The sequence below is a fragment of the Prescottella equi genome (assembly GCF_020171745.1).
In the GTDB taxonomy this organism is placed as follows: Bacteria; Actinomycetota; Actinomycetes; order Mycobacteriales; family Mycobacteriaceae; genus Prescottella; species Prescottella equi_A.
This window is the reverse complement of the sequence record NZ_JAIVAH010000009.1, coordinates 42,801-57,603: the sequence shown is the minus strand read 5'-3', so window position 1 is coordinate 57,603 and position 14,803 is coordinate 42,801. Positions and strand designations below refer to the sequence as shown.

The 14,803-nt window shown below is 66.6% G+C and carries 14 protein-coding genes; 10 read left to right on the top strand and 4 right to left on the bottom strand.

The features are described 5' to 3' along the window. The first annotated feature begins 23 nt into the window (after window positions 1-23). From LCL87_RS06990 to LCL87_RS06970, 5 genes are read left to right on the top strand one after another with little or no spacing between them, the layout of a single operon-like run. Window positions 24-1,223: a homogentisate 1,2-dioxygenase domain-containing protein gene (locus LCL87_RS06990; RefSeq protein WP_225018078.1), complete on the top strand. Its 1,200-nt coding sequence runs from the start codon at window positions 24-26 to the stop codon at window positions 1,221-1,223. Then, window positions 1,220-2,131: a hypothetical protein gene (locus LCL87_RS06985; protein ID WP_225018077.1), complete on the top strand. Its 912-nt coding sequence runs from the start codon at window positions 1,220-1,222 to the stop codon at window positions 2,129-2,131. Before LCL87_RS06990 ends, LCL87_RS06985 begins: the two co-directional genes overlap by 4 nt. Further along, complete coding sequence (gene fahA / locus LCL87_RS06980) at window positions 2,128-3,312, top strand: fumarylacetoacetase (RefSeq protein WP_225018075.1); 1,185 nt, start codon at window positions 2,128-2,130, stop codon at window positions 3,310-3,312. The genes LCL87_RS06985 and fahA overlap by 4 nt, the downstream gene beginning before the upstream one ends. Next, the gene (locus tag LCL87_RS06975) at window positions 3,309-4,055 is read left to right on the top strand and encodes a CoA transferase subunit A (RefSeq protein ID WP_225018073.1); all 747 of its coding nucleotides are present in this window, start codon (window positions 3,309-3,311) and stop codon (window positions 4,053-4,055) included. Before fahA ends, LCL87_RS06975 begins: the two co-directional genes overlap by 4 nt. Further along, window positions 4,052-4,699, top strand: a complete 648-nt coding sequence (locus tag LCL87_RS06970) for a CoA transferase subunit B (RefSeq protein WP_225018071.1) — start codon at window positions 4,052-4,054, stop codon at window positions 4,697-4,699. The genes LCL87_RS06975 and LCL87_RS06970 overlap by 4 nt, the downstream gene beginning before the upstream one ends. Window positions 4,700-4,738: 39 nt before the next feature. Here LCL87_RS06970 and LCL87_RS06965 read toward each other — a convergent pair whose 3' ends face one another. After that, window positions 4,739-5,374 (bottom strand): TetR/AcrR family transcriptional regulator, encoded by a 636-nt coding sequence (locus tag LCL87_RS06965; RefSeq protein WP_225018069.1) that lies wholly within the window; start codon window positions 5,372-5,374, stop codon window positions 4,739-4,741. Window positions 5,375-5,479: 105 nt separating this feature from the next. Then, entirely contained in the window at window positions 5,480-6,091 is a 612-nt protein-coding gene (locus LCL87_RS06960) for a TetR/AcrR family transcriptional regulator (protein ID WP_225018060.1), read from the bottom strand. Between the two features lie 791 nt (window positions 6,092-6,882). Between LCL87_RS06960 and LCL87_RS06950 the strand changes: the two genes are divergently transcribed. The 4 genes from LCL87_RS06950 to LCL87_RS06935 all read left to right on the top strand — a co-directional run bounded on the left by LCL87_RS06950 (window position 6,883) and on the right by LCL87_RS06935 (window position 10,666). Continuing rightward, a complete protein-coding gene (locus LCL87_RS06950) occupies window positions 6,883-8,049 on the top strand; it encodes an Rv3169 family protein (RefSeq protein WP_225018058.1) in 1,167 nt (388 codons plus the stop codon). A 23-nt stretch (window positions 8,050-8,072) separates the two neighbouring features. Continuing rightward, entirely contained in the window at window positions 8,073-8,822 is a 750-nt protein-coding gene (locus LCL87_RS06945) for an enoyl-CoA hydratase-related protein (RefSeq protein WP_225018055.1), read from the top strand. Window positions 8,823-8,901: 79 nt separating this feature from the next. Then, complete coding sequence (locus LCL87_RS06940) at window positions 8,902-9,348, top strand: pyridoxamine 5'-phosphate oxidase family protein (RefSeq protein WP_225018330.1); 447 nt, start codon at window positions 8,902-8,904, stop codon at window positions 9,346-9,348. 172 nt (window positions 9,349-9,520) lie between these two features. Continuing rightward, a complete protein-coding gene (locus LCL87_RS06935) occupies window positions 9,521-10,666 on the top strand; it encodes a phosphotransferase family protein (protein WP_225018053.1) in 1,146 nt (381 codons plus the stop codon). 317 nt (window positions 10,667-10,983) lie between these two features. Here the strand turns inward: LCL87_RS06935 and LCL87_RS06930 are convergent, their stop codons facing one another. Both LCL87_RS06930 and LCL87_RS06925 read right to left on the bottom strand, forming a co-directional pair. After that, window positions 10,984-12,354 carry an aldehyde dehydrogenase family protein gene (locus LCL87_RS06930; protein ID WP_225018051.1) on the bottom strand — a complete coding sequence of 457 codons (1,371 nt, stop codon included), beginning with the start codon at window positions 12,352-12,354 and terminating at the stop codon, window positions 10,984-10,986. Window positions 12,355-12,370: 16 nt separating this feature from the next. Further along, window positions 12,371-13,198, bottom strand: a complete 828-nt coding sequence (locus LCL87_RS06925) for an SDR family oxidoreductase (protein WP_225018049.1) — start codon at window positions 13,196-13,198, stop codon at window positions 12,371-12,373. A 225-nt stretch (window positions 13,199-13,423) separates the two neighbouring features. On the opposite strand from LCL87_RS06925, the gene LCL87_RS06920 reads away from it, so the two are divergent. Then, window positions 13,424-14,773 (top strand): NAD(P)-binding domain-containing protein, encoded by a 1,350-nt coding sequence (locus LCL87_RS06920; RefSeq protein ID WP_225018047.1) that lies wholly within the window; start codon window positions 13,424-13,426, stop codon window positions 14,771-14,773. Window positions 14,774-14,803: the final 30 nt, after the last annotated feature.

The window sequence follows — 14,803 nt, the reverse complement described above, 5'->3', positions numbered from 1 at the left end:
GCGAGTACCTCAGGAGGCCGGTCATGGCGTTCTACCGACAGCTCGGCAACATTCCGCCGAAGCGTCACACCCAGCACCGGGACGAGGACGGCCAGCTCTACTTCGAGGAGCTGATGGGCGAGGAGGGCTTCTCCTCCGATTCGTCGCTGCTGTACCACCGCCACATCCCGTCGGCCATCGTCGACGCGACCGTGTGGGAGCTGCGCGACCAGACCACCACGCCGAACCACCCGCTCAAGCCGCGGCACCTCAAGCTGCATGATCTCTTCCCCGAGGAGATCTGGGCCGAGACCGACGTGGTCACCGGGCGCCGGCTGATCCTCGGCAACGCCGACGTGCGCCTGTCGTACGTGGTCTCCGCCAAGGAGTCGCCGCTGTACCGCAACTCGGTCGGCGACGAGATGGTCTACGTCGAGTCCGGCGAGGCGATCGTCGAGACCGTCTTCGGTGCACTGCACGCCCGCCCGGGTGACTACGTCCTGATCCCAATGTCGACCACCCACCGCTGGGTGCCGCAGGGTTCGGAGCCGCTGCGGGCGTACGCAATCGAGGCGAACAGCCACATCGTTCCGCCCAAGCGCTACCTGTCGAAGTTCGGCCAGTTCCTCGAGGACGCGCCGTTCTGCGAGCGCGACCTGCACGGCCCCGCCGAACCGCTGGTCGCCGAGGGCACCGACGTCGAGGTGCTGGTCAAGCACCGCGCCGGTGGCGCGATCGTCGGCACCCGCATGGTGTACCCGAACCACCCGTTCGACGTCGTCGGCTGGGACGGTTGCCTGTACCCGTACACCTTCAACATCTCGGACTACGAGCCCATCACCGGCCGCGTGCACCAGCCGCCGCCGGCGCACCAGGCGTTCGAGGGCAACAACTTCGTCATCTGTAACTTCGTGCCCCGCAAGGTCGATTACCACCCGCTGGCGATCCCGGTGCCGTACTACCACTCGAACGTGGACTCCGACGAGATCATGTTCTACGTCGGCGGCGACTACGAGGCCCGCAAGGGCTCGGGCATTGGCCAGGGCTCGATCTCGATCCACCCCGGCGGCCATGCCCACGGCCCGCAGCCGGGCGCGTACGAGCGCAGCATCGGCGTCGAGTTCTTCGACGAGCTCGCCGTCATGGTCGACACCTTCCGTCCGCTCGAGCTCGGTGAGGGCGCGTTGGCGTGCGAGGACGAGGCCTACGCGTGGTCCTGGTCCGGGCGGGGGCCGAACAAGTGACCATTTCTCCATTGCTGGCCGGCCTGTGCGACGACGCGGCGCTGTTCCCCCCGGGGAACGCGCCGATGGACGCCGCGGTGCCCGCGCACCTCGCGCACGAGCGCAGCGATCACGCTGCGCTGGTGGGGCCGTTCGTGTTCCCCGCACCCCGCCTCGGTGAGCTGCCCGAGATCGTCGCGAAGCAGGACGGCGAGCTCGAGCTGAGCCTGACCGTGCCCGCCGGCACCGACGCCGTTCCGGCGGCGCTCGAGCAGTTGCGTGCGATCGACGACGTGAAGCTGGTCGCGATGGAGATCGGTGTTCCCGAGGGGCAGACGCCGGACGCGCTGTTCGGCGCTCTCGACGAGATCGCCGCGGCCGCACCGGGCGTGGAGATCTTCGTCGAGGTTCCGCGTGACGACCGCCGCCCCGCGATCCTGGCCGGAATGGTCGGCTCGCCGTACTCCGCGAAGTTCCGCACCGGCGGCATCGTCGCGACCGCGTACCCGGACGAGGCCGAACTGGCCGCCGCGATCCACACCGTCGCGACATCGGGTGTGCGTTTCAAGGCGACCGCGGGTCTGCACCACGCGATCCGGAACACGGACCCCGACACGGGATTCGAGCAGCACGGTTTCCTCAACGTCATGCTCGCGACGCATCGGGCCGCCGGCGGCGCGAGCGTCGAGGAGATTGCCGCGACGCTCGCCGACCGTGACGGAACGAATCTCGCCGGAGCACTGGCGGGACTGTCGGCCGAGGCGGTGGACGCGCTGCGCGCGAACTTCCGGTCCTTCGGCACCTGCAGCATCAGCGACCCGCTGACCGAACTGGTCGGCCTCGGACTGGTGCCCCAATCATCCACCGAGCCCTCCGCGCCTACGGGCTCGGTGGATTCCACCTCGATCGAGGAAGGACCCCTCGCATGACCGTCATCTCGATTCCCGCCGACTCCCTGTTCGGTGTCGACAACCTGCCCTACGGTGTGTTCTCGACCGCCGACGCGGGCCCGCGGGTGGGTGTGCGCGTCGGCGACAGCGTCGTCGACCTCGCCAAGGCACTGGGCGACGACACGTTCGCCCAGTCGACGCTCAACGCGTTCATGGCCCAGGGCCGCGACCGTTGGGTCGAGGTTCGCGCGCAGATCACCGAACTGGTCGCCGGTGAGATCGCCGACGACGCGGTGTTCTCGGTCGACGACGTCACCATGCACCTGCCGATCGCGGTCGCCGACTACGTCGACTTCTACGCGTCGGAGAACCACGCCACCAACCTGGGCCGGCTGTTCCGCCCGGATTCGGCTGCGCTGATGCCGAACTGGAAGCACCTTCCGGTCGGCTACCACGGCCGGTCGAGCACCGTCGTGGTGTCGGGCACCGACATCGTGCGCCCGTGCGGTCAGCGCAAGGCTCCGGCCGACGCGGCCCCGTCGTTCGGTCCGTCGATCCGCCTCGACATCGAGGCCGAGATGGGCTTCATCGTCGGTGTCGGATCGCCGATGGGCTCCTCGATCACCCCGGATCAGTTCGCCGAGCACTGCTTCGGCGCCGTGATCCTCAACGACTGGTCCGCACGCGACATCCAGGCGTGGGAGTACGTCCCGCTGGGCCCGAACCTGGGCAAGAGCTTCGCGACGTCGATCTCCGCGTGGGTCGTCCCGCTGCTGGCGCTCGAGGCCGCCCGCATCGACACCCCGGTGCAGGATCCGACCCCGCTGCCGTACCTGCAGGGTGACGAGAAGTGGGGCCTGGACATCGATCTCGAGGTCGAGTGGAACGGCGACGTCGTCTCCCGTCCGCCCTACGCACAGATGTACTGGTCGCCCGCGCAGATGCTGGCGCACACCACCGTCAACGGTGCGGCGGCGAGCACGGGTGACCTCTTCGGCTCCGGCACCATCTCGGGTCCCGACAAGGCTCAACGAGGCGCCTTCATCGAACTGACATGGGGTGGAGCCGAACCCGTCGAGGTCGCCGGTGAGCAGCGCACCTTCATCCAGGACGGCGACGAGATCTCGATCTCGGCGACCGCACCCGGCGTGAACGGTGGCCGCATCGGCTTCGGCGAGGTCCGTGCCCGCATCCTGCCCGCCATCGGTGATGCCCGATGAGCAAGGTCTTCGCAACGGCGGCCGAGGCCGTCGCGGACATCGCCGACGGATCCTCGCTCGCGGTCGGTGGTTTCGGTCTGTGCGGTATCCCGAGCGCGCTGATCGGTGGGCTCGCCGAGCGTGGCGTGTCCGGACTCGAGGTGTTCTCCAACAACTGCGGCGTCGACGACTGGGGTCTGGGAATCCTGCTGTCGGCCGGGCAGATCCGTCGTGTCACCGCGTCGTACGTGGGTGAGAACAAGGAGTTCGCGCGGCAGTACCTCTCGGGTGAGCTCGAGGTGGAGCTGACGCCGCAGGGCACGCTCGCCGAGCGGATGCGTGCCGGTGGCGCGGGTATCCCCGCGTTCTACACGCCGGCCGGTGTCGGAACCCCGGTGTCCGAGGGCGGCCTGCCGTGGCGCTACAACGCCGACGGTTCGGTCGCGGTCGCGTCGCCCGCCAAGGAGACTCGCGAGTTCGGTGGCAAGACGTACGTGCTCGAGGAGTCGATCGTCGCGGACTTCGCGCTCGTCCACGCCGAGATCGGTGACACCGAGGGCAATCTCGTGTTCAACAAGACCGCGATGAACTTCAATCCGCTGGCCGCGATGGCCGGCCGGGTCACCATCGCGCAGGTCGAGAAGCTGGTCGAGCCGGGCGAGCTCGATCCCGCACAGGTCCACCTGCCGGGTGTGTTCGTCCAGCGTGTGGTGCATGCGGGTCAGCAGGACAAGCGAATCGAGAAGCGGACGGTGTCGGCATGAGCTGGTCACGTGAGCAGATGGCCGCGCGCGCCGCGGCCGAGATGATCGACGGCGAGTACGTCAACCTGGGGATCGGGCTGCCGACCTTGATCCCGAACTACCTGCCCGAGGGCGTCAAGGTGGTTCTGCATTCGGAGAACGGCATCCTGGGCACCGGTCCCTACCCGAGCGACGATGCGGTCGATCCCGACCTCATCAACGCGGGCAAGGAAACCGTGACCGTAAACCCGGGTGCGGCATTCTTCGATTCGGCGTTGTCGTTCGGCATGATTCGCGGTGGACACATCGACACCGCGGTCCTCGGTGGCATGCAGGTCTCCCGGAACGGGGACCTCGCCAACTGGATGGTGCCGGGCAAGATGGTCAAGGGTATGGGCGGCGCCATGGATCTGGTGCACGGTGCCCGGCGCGTCATCGTGGTCATGGAACACACCGATCGCGATGGCGGCGCCAAGATCGTCGAGGAGTGCTCGCTCCCGTTGACCGGCCAGGCGGTGGTGCAGCGCATCATCACGAACCTTGCCGTGATCGACGTCCGGGACGGCGCGTTGGTGCTGCGTGAACTCGCGCCCGACGTCACCGTCGAAGAGGTGCAGGACAAGACCGGTGCCGAGCTGGTCGTGGATCTGGCGGACGCCGCCTAGCACCACCCCCGATCGCCCGTCCGGTCCGGACCTCCCCCCCTACGGATCGGACGGGCTTTCCACTTCCCGTGGCGCGATCGCCTCGGCGATGAACCCGGCCGCGCGGCCGAACTCCAATTCCATCTCGACGACGGTGTTCTCGCGCCAGTACCGGATCGTGGTGATGTATACCGCGGTGACCATCTGCGACAGGAAACTGAGCGGGTAGTCCCGGCGCACCTCGCCGCAGTCGACGCCGGCTTCGAGGATCCGCCCGAACGCGGCGAGGAACCGTTCGGTGCGGGCGGCGCTGATCGCGGGGGTCGCGAGATCCCGATCGAGTTCTCGGGTGGTGGCCCGGAAGTACTTCTCGAGCGTGACTGCCGCCTCGACGACGTCGTTGAACAGCGACCGGATCCGCTCGTCGGTCGTCATGTCCCGGGCGAGCAGGTCGTCGATGATCCCGGGCAGCTTGTCCATGTGGACCTGGTGCAGAGAGGCGAGGACGGCATCCTTGTTGTCGAAGTAGTTGAAGAAGGTGCCGCGGGAGACGCGTGCGGATCTGGCGATGTCGTCGATCGTCGTGTGGTCGAAACCGTGTTCGGAGAACTGTTCGCGGGACGCGTTCAGAAGCCTCTCGAACGTCTGTTGTCGCCGTTGCTCCCGCCGTGTCACGATCTCCCGGCTTTCCCCCATCTCGCCGCCCCTTCGTTCCTATCCCGAAGTCTCAATACCATCCGGTCAGTCGGAATCTACCTGCCAACTGACAGTCTCGGACAAACTTCGTGAATCCGACCGCAATCAGGAACGGGGGGCAAGTGACTCCGCTACGTAGGTCGCGGCCTTGTGGAAGCCGTCGGCGAGGTCGTATCCCGGATCCTGGCGCCAGTAGCGGATTGTCGATACGTAGACCGCGGCAACCATCTGGGCGAGGAAGCGCGGCGGGTAATCGGTGCGGACCTCGCCGCGCTCGATTCCAGGCCTGAGGATTCGGAGTAGCTCATCGTTGAATCGCTCGGTGCGCTCCACGCTGACCCCGGGCGACAACAGGTCGCGCTCGAGCTCGCCCGTCACCGCGCGCAGGTATCCGGGCGGTTTGTCCGAGGCCCGCACGAAGTCGTCGAAGAGGCCGATGATCCGGTCCGCCGTGGTCAGGTCCTGCGTGAGAAGGTCGTCGATCAGGCTCGCCATCGAATCCATGTGGCGGATGTGGAGAGCCGAGAGCAGCTCGTCCTTGCTGGGGAAGTAGTTGAAGAACGTGGCGCGGGAGACCCCGGCCAGGTCGGCGATGTCCTCGACGGTCGTGCCCACGACACCCCGTGCGGCGAACAACTCGCTGGCAGCGTCCAGCATCCGTCCGCGAGTCTGTCGCTTGTTCCGTTCGCGGCGGCCGAGTGTCGTGGGCTCGTTCATACTCTCCAGCTGTCTCCCGATCGAGGGTCTATTCGAGGTGGAGCTCGACCCGATGAAGCGTTCCTGTCAGGGCGAATGGCACTTGATAGTCTTCGCTGACGGGCGCACCCGTGTCCAATCCGACGTTGCGTCCCTCGACATAGGACATGGTTCACGGAACCGTGGATGTGAGTCGCCGCGACCCGATCGGCGCGCCGTCGAGCGAAAGCGTCACGAGGCCGCCTGGACCGAACCCGCCTTCCTCGGGGACGAACTCGACTGCGTGTGGCGGTCCGACGGGGCATCGGGGGAGTCGAACGTGTAGGCCATCGAGACGCCTGCGACGGGCTGCTACCTGACGCCGTCGAAGACAGGCTGTCCCAGGCGGCGATCTCGTCGGGCCGCGCGGCGAGTCGGGTGTCCGGCGGGACGACGCCCAATGCCGGATCCACGTGATCGCGTGGTCGGGTGCCCACTGGTTGGTGCCACCGCCGAGGAACCCGTAGAAGTATTGGAACGCCAGGCCGGTCGGCCAGTGGTCGAACGGGCTCGACGGCCCGGACTCCCAGTCGGGGACGTTGTGACACTTGCCGATCGTCCTCTGCATGGGACTCCTGACGGGGCGCGCCGGATGGTGGGGGAGTGATCCGGCGGCGAGGTCGGAAAAAGAAAACGCGAACCTGTTCCAAAAACCTAGACTAGCGTCTATCTTTAGCCTCTGGGTCTAATAATCGAAAATGTCCGGTGAGATCTGCGGTGCGGGAGCGACATTCAAGCATCGATGCCGGAACTCAATGACTGAGGAGGCGGCAGTGGGCGGATCGATCGGGCCACTCGTGGCGGCGGACGAGTACTTCAACCATCAGATCGTGGAGACCTTCGCAACGGTGTCGCAGACGGATTACGCGTGGACCGAGAAGGTATGCCTGATGGCCGCCGCGAAGGACGGTTCGCTGCAGATCGGGTTCGGTTTCGGCAAGTACATCAACCGCAACGTGATGGATGCGTACGCGGGCGTGGCGCGCGGGACCGAGCAGTGGACCGTGCGGACCAGTCGCAAGCTGTCCTCGGACGTGGACTCCGTGGACGTGGGACCGATCCGGTACGAGATCCTCGAGCCGCTGAACTTGATCCGCGTGGTACTCGAACCCAACGAAGTCCAGCCCGTCGCATTCGATCTGGTGCTCCAGGGGACGGTGCCGTGCGTCGTGGAGGAGCGGGAGGACCGCAGGACCGTCACCGGATACCGGCGTACCGCCGACCAGATTCGCTACCACCAGACAGGCGTCGTCAAGAGTGGCTGGGTCGAGGTCGACGGCGAGCGGACCGAGGTCGGTCCCGAGGACTGGATCATGACCCGCGACCACTCGTGGGGCGTGCGCCCCGGCGTCGGCGACGACGTCCTGGACATCGCGCCGGAACCGTCCGAGCGCAACATGCCGAGCATCCTCGCGGTGTGGAACCCGCTGTACTTCGAGCATCCCGACGGCAGCAACTACGCCTTCCACCAGTACCTGCTGCGCTACGAGGCGCCCGGCTACCTGCACAAGGTGGCCCAGGGCGGCTTCGAGTACGCCGACGGCCCGCGCGACCTGATCACCGACATCGAACCCAAGATCACCTTCGATCCGAGCAACAAGCGCTTCCTCGGTGGAACCTTCCACCTCACCATGGCCGACGGCCGCAAGCGGGTTCTCGAGGCGGAGCCGGTGTCCGGCACCGGATTCCACCTGGGAGCCGGGCACTACCTGCGCCCGAACGGAGAGCGCGGTGGATCGTGGAAGGGCGAGTTCTTCATCGACGGCACCTACTACCCCGACACCTCCCTTCCCGAGGTTGCCGAGAAGATCAACCAGTTCCGCGACTGCATCATCCGTGTCCATGACGTCGAGACCGGCGCGACCGGCTGGGGCAACCTCCAGACCTGGGTCGCCGGCTCGTGGCCCGATATGGGCCTGTCCGACGACTCGGCCTCCTGACCGGAGAGATCGGAGGCACATCGATGACGGTGCGATACGAGCGGGACGGTCGTGTCCTCGTGGTACGGATCGAGCGCGAGGAGCGGCGTAACGCCATCGACCGGGAGACGGCCGAGGGGCTCGAGGAGGCATTCGACCTCCTCGACGACGACGATGAGCTGTGGGTCGGCGTGGTGACCGGAACGGAGCGAGTCTTCTCCGCCGGCACCGACATTCGCGAACGTGCGGATCTGCGCATGCCCCGCGGTGGCGAGTACGGGATCATCAGGCGCAAGCGGGTGAAGCCGCTGATCGCCGCGGTCGAGGGATACGCGCTCGGCGGTGGGTTCGAGATCGTGCTTGCGTGTGATCTCGTCGTCGCGGCCCGGACGGCCGAATTCGGTCTGCCCGAGGCCCGCCGGGGTCTGGTCGCGACGTCGGGGGCACTGTTCCGGGCCCCGCGGGCACTGCCGATCAACGTGGCGCGTGAGCTGTTGATCACCGGCCGGACCCTCTCCGCCGAGCGTGCGTACACGCTCGGCGTGGTCAACGAGGTCAGCGAGCCGGGCGGAGCGCTCGCGGCGGCCGTGAAGATGGCGCTCGAGGTGTGCGAGGCGTCGCCCGTGTCCGTCCGGGAGAGCCTGCGCGCACTCGACGTGCAGGCCGCAGACGACGATGCGCGCGGGTGGGACGCCACGGCCGATGCACTGCGGGTAGTGCTCGATTCGGAGGACTTCCGTTCGGGCATCGAGGCTTTCGCTCAAAGGCGTGAACCGGTCTGGCGCGGACGGTAGATCGTTCCGCGTTCCCGGAACTGTAGGAATTTCTGAGAAGGGCAAGAACTTGGCGCAACGCAGAGGTAAGGCGATCGCGATGGGCGGCGAGGAGGTAGACGCGTTCCTCGCCGCCGAGCGCACCTGCCGGGTCGCGACGATGGCAGGTGACGGGCGCCCGCACGTGGCCCCGCTGTGGTTCGTCTGGGATGGCGAGTACCTGTGGCTCAACTCGATCGTGAAGAGCAAGCGCTGGTCCGATCTCCAGCGGGATCCCCGGATCGCGGTCGTCATCGACGCCGGCGAGCAGTTCCACGAGCTCCGTGGTGTCGAGATCAGCGGCGCCGCTGAGGTTGTCGGTGAGGTGCCACGTACGTCGACGCCCGACGAGCAGGTCGCGACCGCGGAACTCCTCTTCGCCCGCAAGTACATGGGCGGTGACAAATTCATCGCCGACGGCCGCCACGCCTGGCTGCGGGTCAAGGCCGACGAGGTAGTCAGCTGGGACTTCAGAAAGAACGCCGCGCTGCAGCAGTGGTCGCGCTAGAAGCCTATCCCGCAATCGAATACGGCTACGTCGAGGCCGGGTCATTACGGTGACCCGGCCAGTCGACGATGCCGCGGCCCGGCTGTCTCCACGGCCTGATCGGCCGTCCGCCGTGAGAATGCCGAAGAGCGGCACTCGGACTCGTTTAGTCGAATGAAATGGAGGTACTGGCATGGCCACCGAGAGTGTGATGCCGGAGGGCGTGGAATCGACCATCACCACAACGGAGACCGATCTGGAGGACCTGCGGGAGCGGTTGGTGACGTGGCTCGGCCACCGCCTGGGTGCCGACTCGACGCCGTCCGTGTACAACCTCAGTCGTCCGGGGCACTCCGGAATGTCCAGTGTCTCGGTACTGTTCGATCTCGACTGGACCGCAGAGGGCGTCCCGCACACCGCTCAGCTGGTGGCGCGACTCGCTCCCGAGGCCACCGCGTTCCCGGTGTTCCCGGGGTACGACCTGCAGCATCAATTCGACGTCATGAGCGCGGTCCGTGAGCACAGCGAGGTGCCGGTTCCGCGCGTCTGGTGGGTCGAGAACTCAGCGGAGCCGCTGGGCAATCCCTTCCTCGTGATGGAGCGGGTCAGCGGTGCCGTGCCGGTGGACAACCCGCCGTACGTCTTCGGAGGGTGGCTGCACGAACTCGATGCGGACGGACGGGAAGCCCTCCAGGGGGCCAGCATCCAGGTTCTCGCGCAGGTGCACGCGATCCAGGATCCGGCCGCGAAGGTGCCGTCCTTGGCGGTGCCATCCGGCGAGTCGAGCCTGCGCCGCCACTTCGAGAACGAGCGCGCCTACTACGAATGGACCAGGCGCAACGACGGCCTGCGCGTCCCGGTACTCGAGCGAGCCTTCGACTGGCTCGAGGCGCACTGGCCCGCCGAGCTGTCCCCCGACGTGCTGTCCTGGGGAGATTCACGAATCGGCAACATCATGTACGACGGGACGTCGCCGGCCGCGGTGCTCGACTGGGAGTCTGCGGTGATCGCTCCCCGCGAGCTCGACCTGGCCTGGTTCCTCTTCTTCCACCACCAGTTCCAGGACATGGCCGAGCAGTACTCCATGCCGGGCCTACCCGAGATGTTCAAGCGATCCGATGTCGTCGAGCAGTATGAGCAGGCCTCGGGTGCCGAGGTACGTGATCTCGACTTCTACCTCGTGTACGCCGCACTGCGGCACGGAATCGTCATGTCGCAGATCGCTCGTCGGCGAATCCACTTCGGGGAGGTGGAGATTCCCCAGAATCCTGACGCGTACGTGATGCATCACCGCATGCTCGCGCAGTTGATCGACGGGACCTACGAGTGGGAGAAGTGAAGAAACGAAGCCGGTTCTACTCGACGAATACCCTGTCCATCAGTCGCCGCGTACCGAGATCAACTACCGCAGCGGCACAGGACATCCCGAGACCGCGCGCCTCCACTCGCTCAGCCACGGCGCCGGGTACGGCGGTGCCCCCGACTGGACGCATGGCGAATGGCGCGGCCGGGACTGGTCGTCGTCCTCGCCGTTCGACACGAACGCGTCCGGGTTCGTCGGCTGGGTCGACATAGCGGCTCTGATCGACTTCGACCTGTGAAAGTGGGGTGGGGCGGTGATTCGATCACCGCCCCACCCCTCTTTGGTCGGCCGTGTCAGCGCCGGATGCTGATCACGCGGGTCTCGAGGAAGTCGTGGACTCCGGCGTTGCCGCCTTCGCGGCCGAACCCGCTGGACTTGACGCCACCGAAGGGAAGTTCGACCTCGAGGGCGTTGTGCTGATTGATCCACACCTGTCCGGCGTCGATCCGGTCGGCGACCTGCTCGGCCTGGTCGACGCTGCCCCAGACGGAGGCTCCCAGGCCGAAGTCCTGCTCGTCGAGGGTGGCGAGCACATCCTCGACGTCGGTGTAGGCGACCACCGGGAACACCGGCCCGAACTGTTCGAGCGCGACGATGTCCGCGGTGTCGTCGACGTCGCGGACGAGGGTGGGCTCGAGGAAGTAGCCCGGCAGGTCGGTGCCGCGTCCGCCGCCCTTGACGATCGTGCCGCCGCCGGCGACGGCCTTGTCGAGCAGGCCCTGGACGAAGTCGAGTTGGGCCTTGTTGTGCAGGGGGCCGATCTTGGTGCCGGGTGCCAGGCCGTATCCGACGGGCAGCGTGTCCATCGCGGCGGCGAAAACGTCGCAGAATCGGTCGACCTTGTCTGCCGGGACGTAGGCGCGTTTGGGTGCGATGCACATCTGGCCGGAGTTGAAGAAGGCGCTCTTGGCGAGGAACGCTGCAGCGTAATCGATGTCTGCGTCGTCGAGGACGATCGCGGGATCGTTGCCGCCGAGTTCCAGCGTCACCGGGGTGATCGTGTCGGCGGCCTGGCGCATGATCTGGCGTCCGACGCCGGTGGACCCGGTGAAAGAGACCTTGCGGATGCGGCGGTGCTCGACCAGTGCACGTCCGACGTCGGGGCCGCCGTGGACGATGTCGAGGACACCGGGCGGGAGAATCGACTGGAGGATTTCGACGACTTTGCCGACGACCAGTGAGACCGATTCGGCGGGCTTGACGATGACGGTGTTCCCGGCGGCCAGTGCGGGCGCGATCTTGGCGATCATCAGGAAGATCGGGAAGTTCCACGGCACGATCGCGGCGACGACGCCGAGCGGGCGGTGTTCGATGCGAGCGGCGCGTCCGGCGGCCTCGGGGGCGGCGGTGACGTCGTCCCATTCGACGCGGGCGTTGTGCGCGAAGCACTTTGCCGAGATCCACACCTCACCGCCCGCGTCCTCGGCGGTCTTGCCCTGCTCCATGCTGAGCAGCGGGACGATCTCCGAGGTCTTGCGCATCAGTTCGTACGAGCACGCCGCCAGGAGCCCCTGGCGGTGGGCGCGGTCCGTGCGCCACGTCGCGAAGGCGTCGTGGGCGCGCCCGATGCGGACATCGAGTTCGTCGAGAGTGGTGACGGGGGTGCGCCCCACCTCGACGAGAGTTGCGGGGTCGATGGAGATCAGTTCGGTTGTGCCGGACATGTTCTGGTTCACCTCGTTACTGGGGCGTGGCGGCGGAGTCGGCCATTGCGGCCATGGCGGGGGCGACGTAGGACCGAAAGACGAGTGCGCCGAATCCGCCGTCCACCGGTAGGTCGGCGCCGCTGATCCACGAGGACTCCTCCGATGCGAGGAAGAGCAGTGCGTCGGCGATCTCCTCGGCGCGGGCATGACGTCCGGCCCAGGTCGCGGCGCCGCCGATCATCTCCTCTCCCATCGTGGCGGTGAAGTCCTCCAGCAGTGGTGTGCCGACGGTGCCCGGGGAGACGGTGTTGGAGCGCAGTCCGATGTGCTTGCCGTCGACAGCGAGGTTGCCGGAATTGACGATCGCGGCCTCCTTGGACAGGTTGTAGCAAACGGATTCGATGTCGGGGAAGTCCGTGAGCGAGTCCAGGGCGGCTTCCCAGTCGTCGATCGCGAGGAAGGCGTTGATCCGCGCGAAGTTCCGCTGCCACATGAATCCGGCCTGGGACGCCGTGGTCACGACAACCGGTCGGGGTCCGAACTTGGCTAGGAGCGCTCGGGTGAGATCACGTGGCGCAAGGGCGTTGATGGACAGCACTGTTCGCCACGGCAGGGTCGCGGCGACACCCGCGTTGTTGATGAGGACGTCGATGGGGCCGTCGATTCGGTCGGCGATCGCGCGCACGCCGTCGTGGGAGGCGAGATCCCCGACGATCATCTGCGCGATCGCGGGATCGGAACTCGGCACCCGATCGACGCCGACGACAGTGGCGCCTCGGGCGGCGAGTTTGGTGACGGCAGCGGCGCCGATACCGGAGGAACATCCGGTGACGACGATCTTCTTCCCGGAGAAGTCGGGCATGCGATGACTCCTTGCAAGTGGGGGGCGCGTGCCGGCATCGGGTGGCCGTGCACGCCGAGCGAGATCAGCAATTCTTAGACTCGAGTCTAAGAATTAATTGTGAACTGTAACACCCCCGATCCTCGCGCGAGAAGGGATTTCACTAGCAGGACAGCGGAACTGGTGACTATTGACGCGTGTCAATTTTCTGCCTACATTGTGAAGCACATCACTGAACGGAGCATGATGGCGAAACCCACGACCTGCATCATCGGCGCCGGCATCAGCGGCTTGACGGCCGGCAAGATGCTCACCGACTACGACATCCCCTACGAGTGTTTCGAGAGCTCCGACCGGATCGGCGGCAACTGGGCGTTCGGCAACCCGAACGGCCATTCGAGCGCCTACCGATCGCTGCACATCGATACGTCCAAGCATCGGCTGTCGTTCAAGGACTATCCGATGCCGGAGGAACTGCCGGACTTCCCGCACCACACCGACATCAAGCGGTACCTCGACGACTACGCGTCCGCGTTCTCGCTGCTCGATCGGATCAATTTCGAGAACGGTGTCGAGCACGCGGAGCACCTGCCGGGTGGGGGATGGGAGATCGTCACCCAGAACGGCGAGACCCGCCGCTTCGACTTCCTGGCCGTCGCGAACGGGCACCACTGGGATCCCCGGCTGCCGGACTTCCCCGGCGAGTTCACCGGCGAGTCCATCCACTCGCACGCCTACATCGATCCGGAGACGCCACTGCATCTGCGGGACAAGCGAATCCTCATCGTCGGCCTCGGCAACAGTGCCGCCGACATCGCGGTGGAGTTGTCGCAGCGGTCGCAGCGCAACAAGGTGACGATCTCCACCCGTTCGGGTGCGTGGATCGTGCCGAAGTACGCGTTCGGTGTCCCCGCCGACACCCTGATCCAGACGATCCCGCAGATCCCGCTGTCGTGGCAGCGCCGGCTGGGCCGCCGCGGTCCGATCTTCCTCTCGGGTCGTCCGGAGAGCTTCGGACTGCCCAAGCCCGACCATCACTTCGGTGAGGCGCATCCCACCCAGTCCCAGGAACTGCTGGTGCGCTTCGGATCCGGAGACATCGACGCCAAGCCGAACATCGAGCGGCTCGACGGCGAGACGGTGCACTTCGTGGACGGCACCAGCCGCGACTTCGACGTCATCATCTACGCGACGGGCTACAACATCACCTTCCCGTTCTTCGACGAGGACTTCCTCAGCGCGCCTGGCAACGATTTCCCGCTGTACAAGCGCATGTTCAAGCCCGGTATGGATGATCTGGCCTTCATCGGCTTCGCGCAGTCCGCGCCGACGCTGTTCCCGTTCGTCGAATGCCAGTCACGGACCCTCGCCGCCTACCTCGCGGGCACGTACCGGCCGCCGTCGGAGGCCGAGATGCGCCGCGTGATCAAGGCCGACGAGGAACGCTTCGTGGGGCACTTCAACAATCGGCCCCGCCACACACAGCAGGTCGACTACTACATCTACGAACACGAGATGCGGACCAAGGAATTGCCCGCCGGCCTGGCGCGGGTACGCAGGGACGGTGCGGTCCGGTTGGCGGGTGTCCCGGCATGATGGGGACCCGTACGCAGTAGCCGACCGGAA

Bases quoted from the DNA above. Each gene is read 5' to 3' on its own strand.
- LCL87_RS06940 (WP_225018330.1), top strand. From the start codon at position 8,902: ATGGGCGGCGAGGAGGTAGACGCGTTCCTCGCCGCCGAGCGCACCTGC.
- LCL87_RS06945 (WP_225018055.1), top strand. From the start codon at position 8,073: ATGACGGTGCGATACGAGCGGGACGGTCGTGTCCTCGTGGTACGGATC.
- LCL87_RS06970 (WP_225018071.1), top strand. From the start codon at position 4,052: ATGAGCTGGTCACGTGAGCAGATGGCCGCGCGCGCCGCGGCCGAGATG.
- LCL87_RS06930 (WP_225018051.1), bottom strand. From the start codon at position 12,354: ATGTCCGGCACAACCGAACTGATCTCCATCGACCCCGCAACTCTCGTC.
- LCL87_RS06920 (WP_225018047.1), top strand. From the start codon at position 13,424: ATGGCGAAACCCACGACCTGCATCATCGGCGCCGGCATCAGCGGCTTG.
- LCL87_RS06990 (WP_225018078.1), top strand. From the start codon at position 24: ATGGCGTTCTACCGACAGCTCGGCAACATTCCGCCGAAGCGTCACACC.
- LCL87_RS06975 (WP_225018073.1), top strand. From the start codon at position 3,309: ATGAGCAAGGTCTTCGCAACGGCGGCCGAGGCCGTCGCGGACATCGCC.
- LCL87_RS06960 (WP_225018060.1), bottom strand. From the start codon at position 6,091: ATGAACGAGCCCACGACACTCGGCCGCCGCGAACGGAACAAGCGACAG.
- fahA (WP_225018075.1), top strand. From the start codon at position 2,128: ATGACCGTCATCTCGATTCCCGCCGACTCCCTGTTCGGTGTCGACAAC.
- LCL87_RS06925 (WP_225018049.1), bottom strand. From the start codon at position 13,198: ATGCCCGACTTCTCCGGGAAGAAGATCGTCGTCACCGGATGTTCCTCC.
- LCL87_RS06965 (WP_225018069.1), bottom strand. From the start codon at position 5,374: ATGGGGGAAAGCCGGGAGATCGTGACACGGCGGGAGCAACGGCGACAA.
- LCL87_RS06935 (WP_225018053.1), top strand. From the start codon at position 9,521: ATGGCCACCGAGAGTGTGATGCCGGAGGGCGTGGAATCGACCATCACC.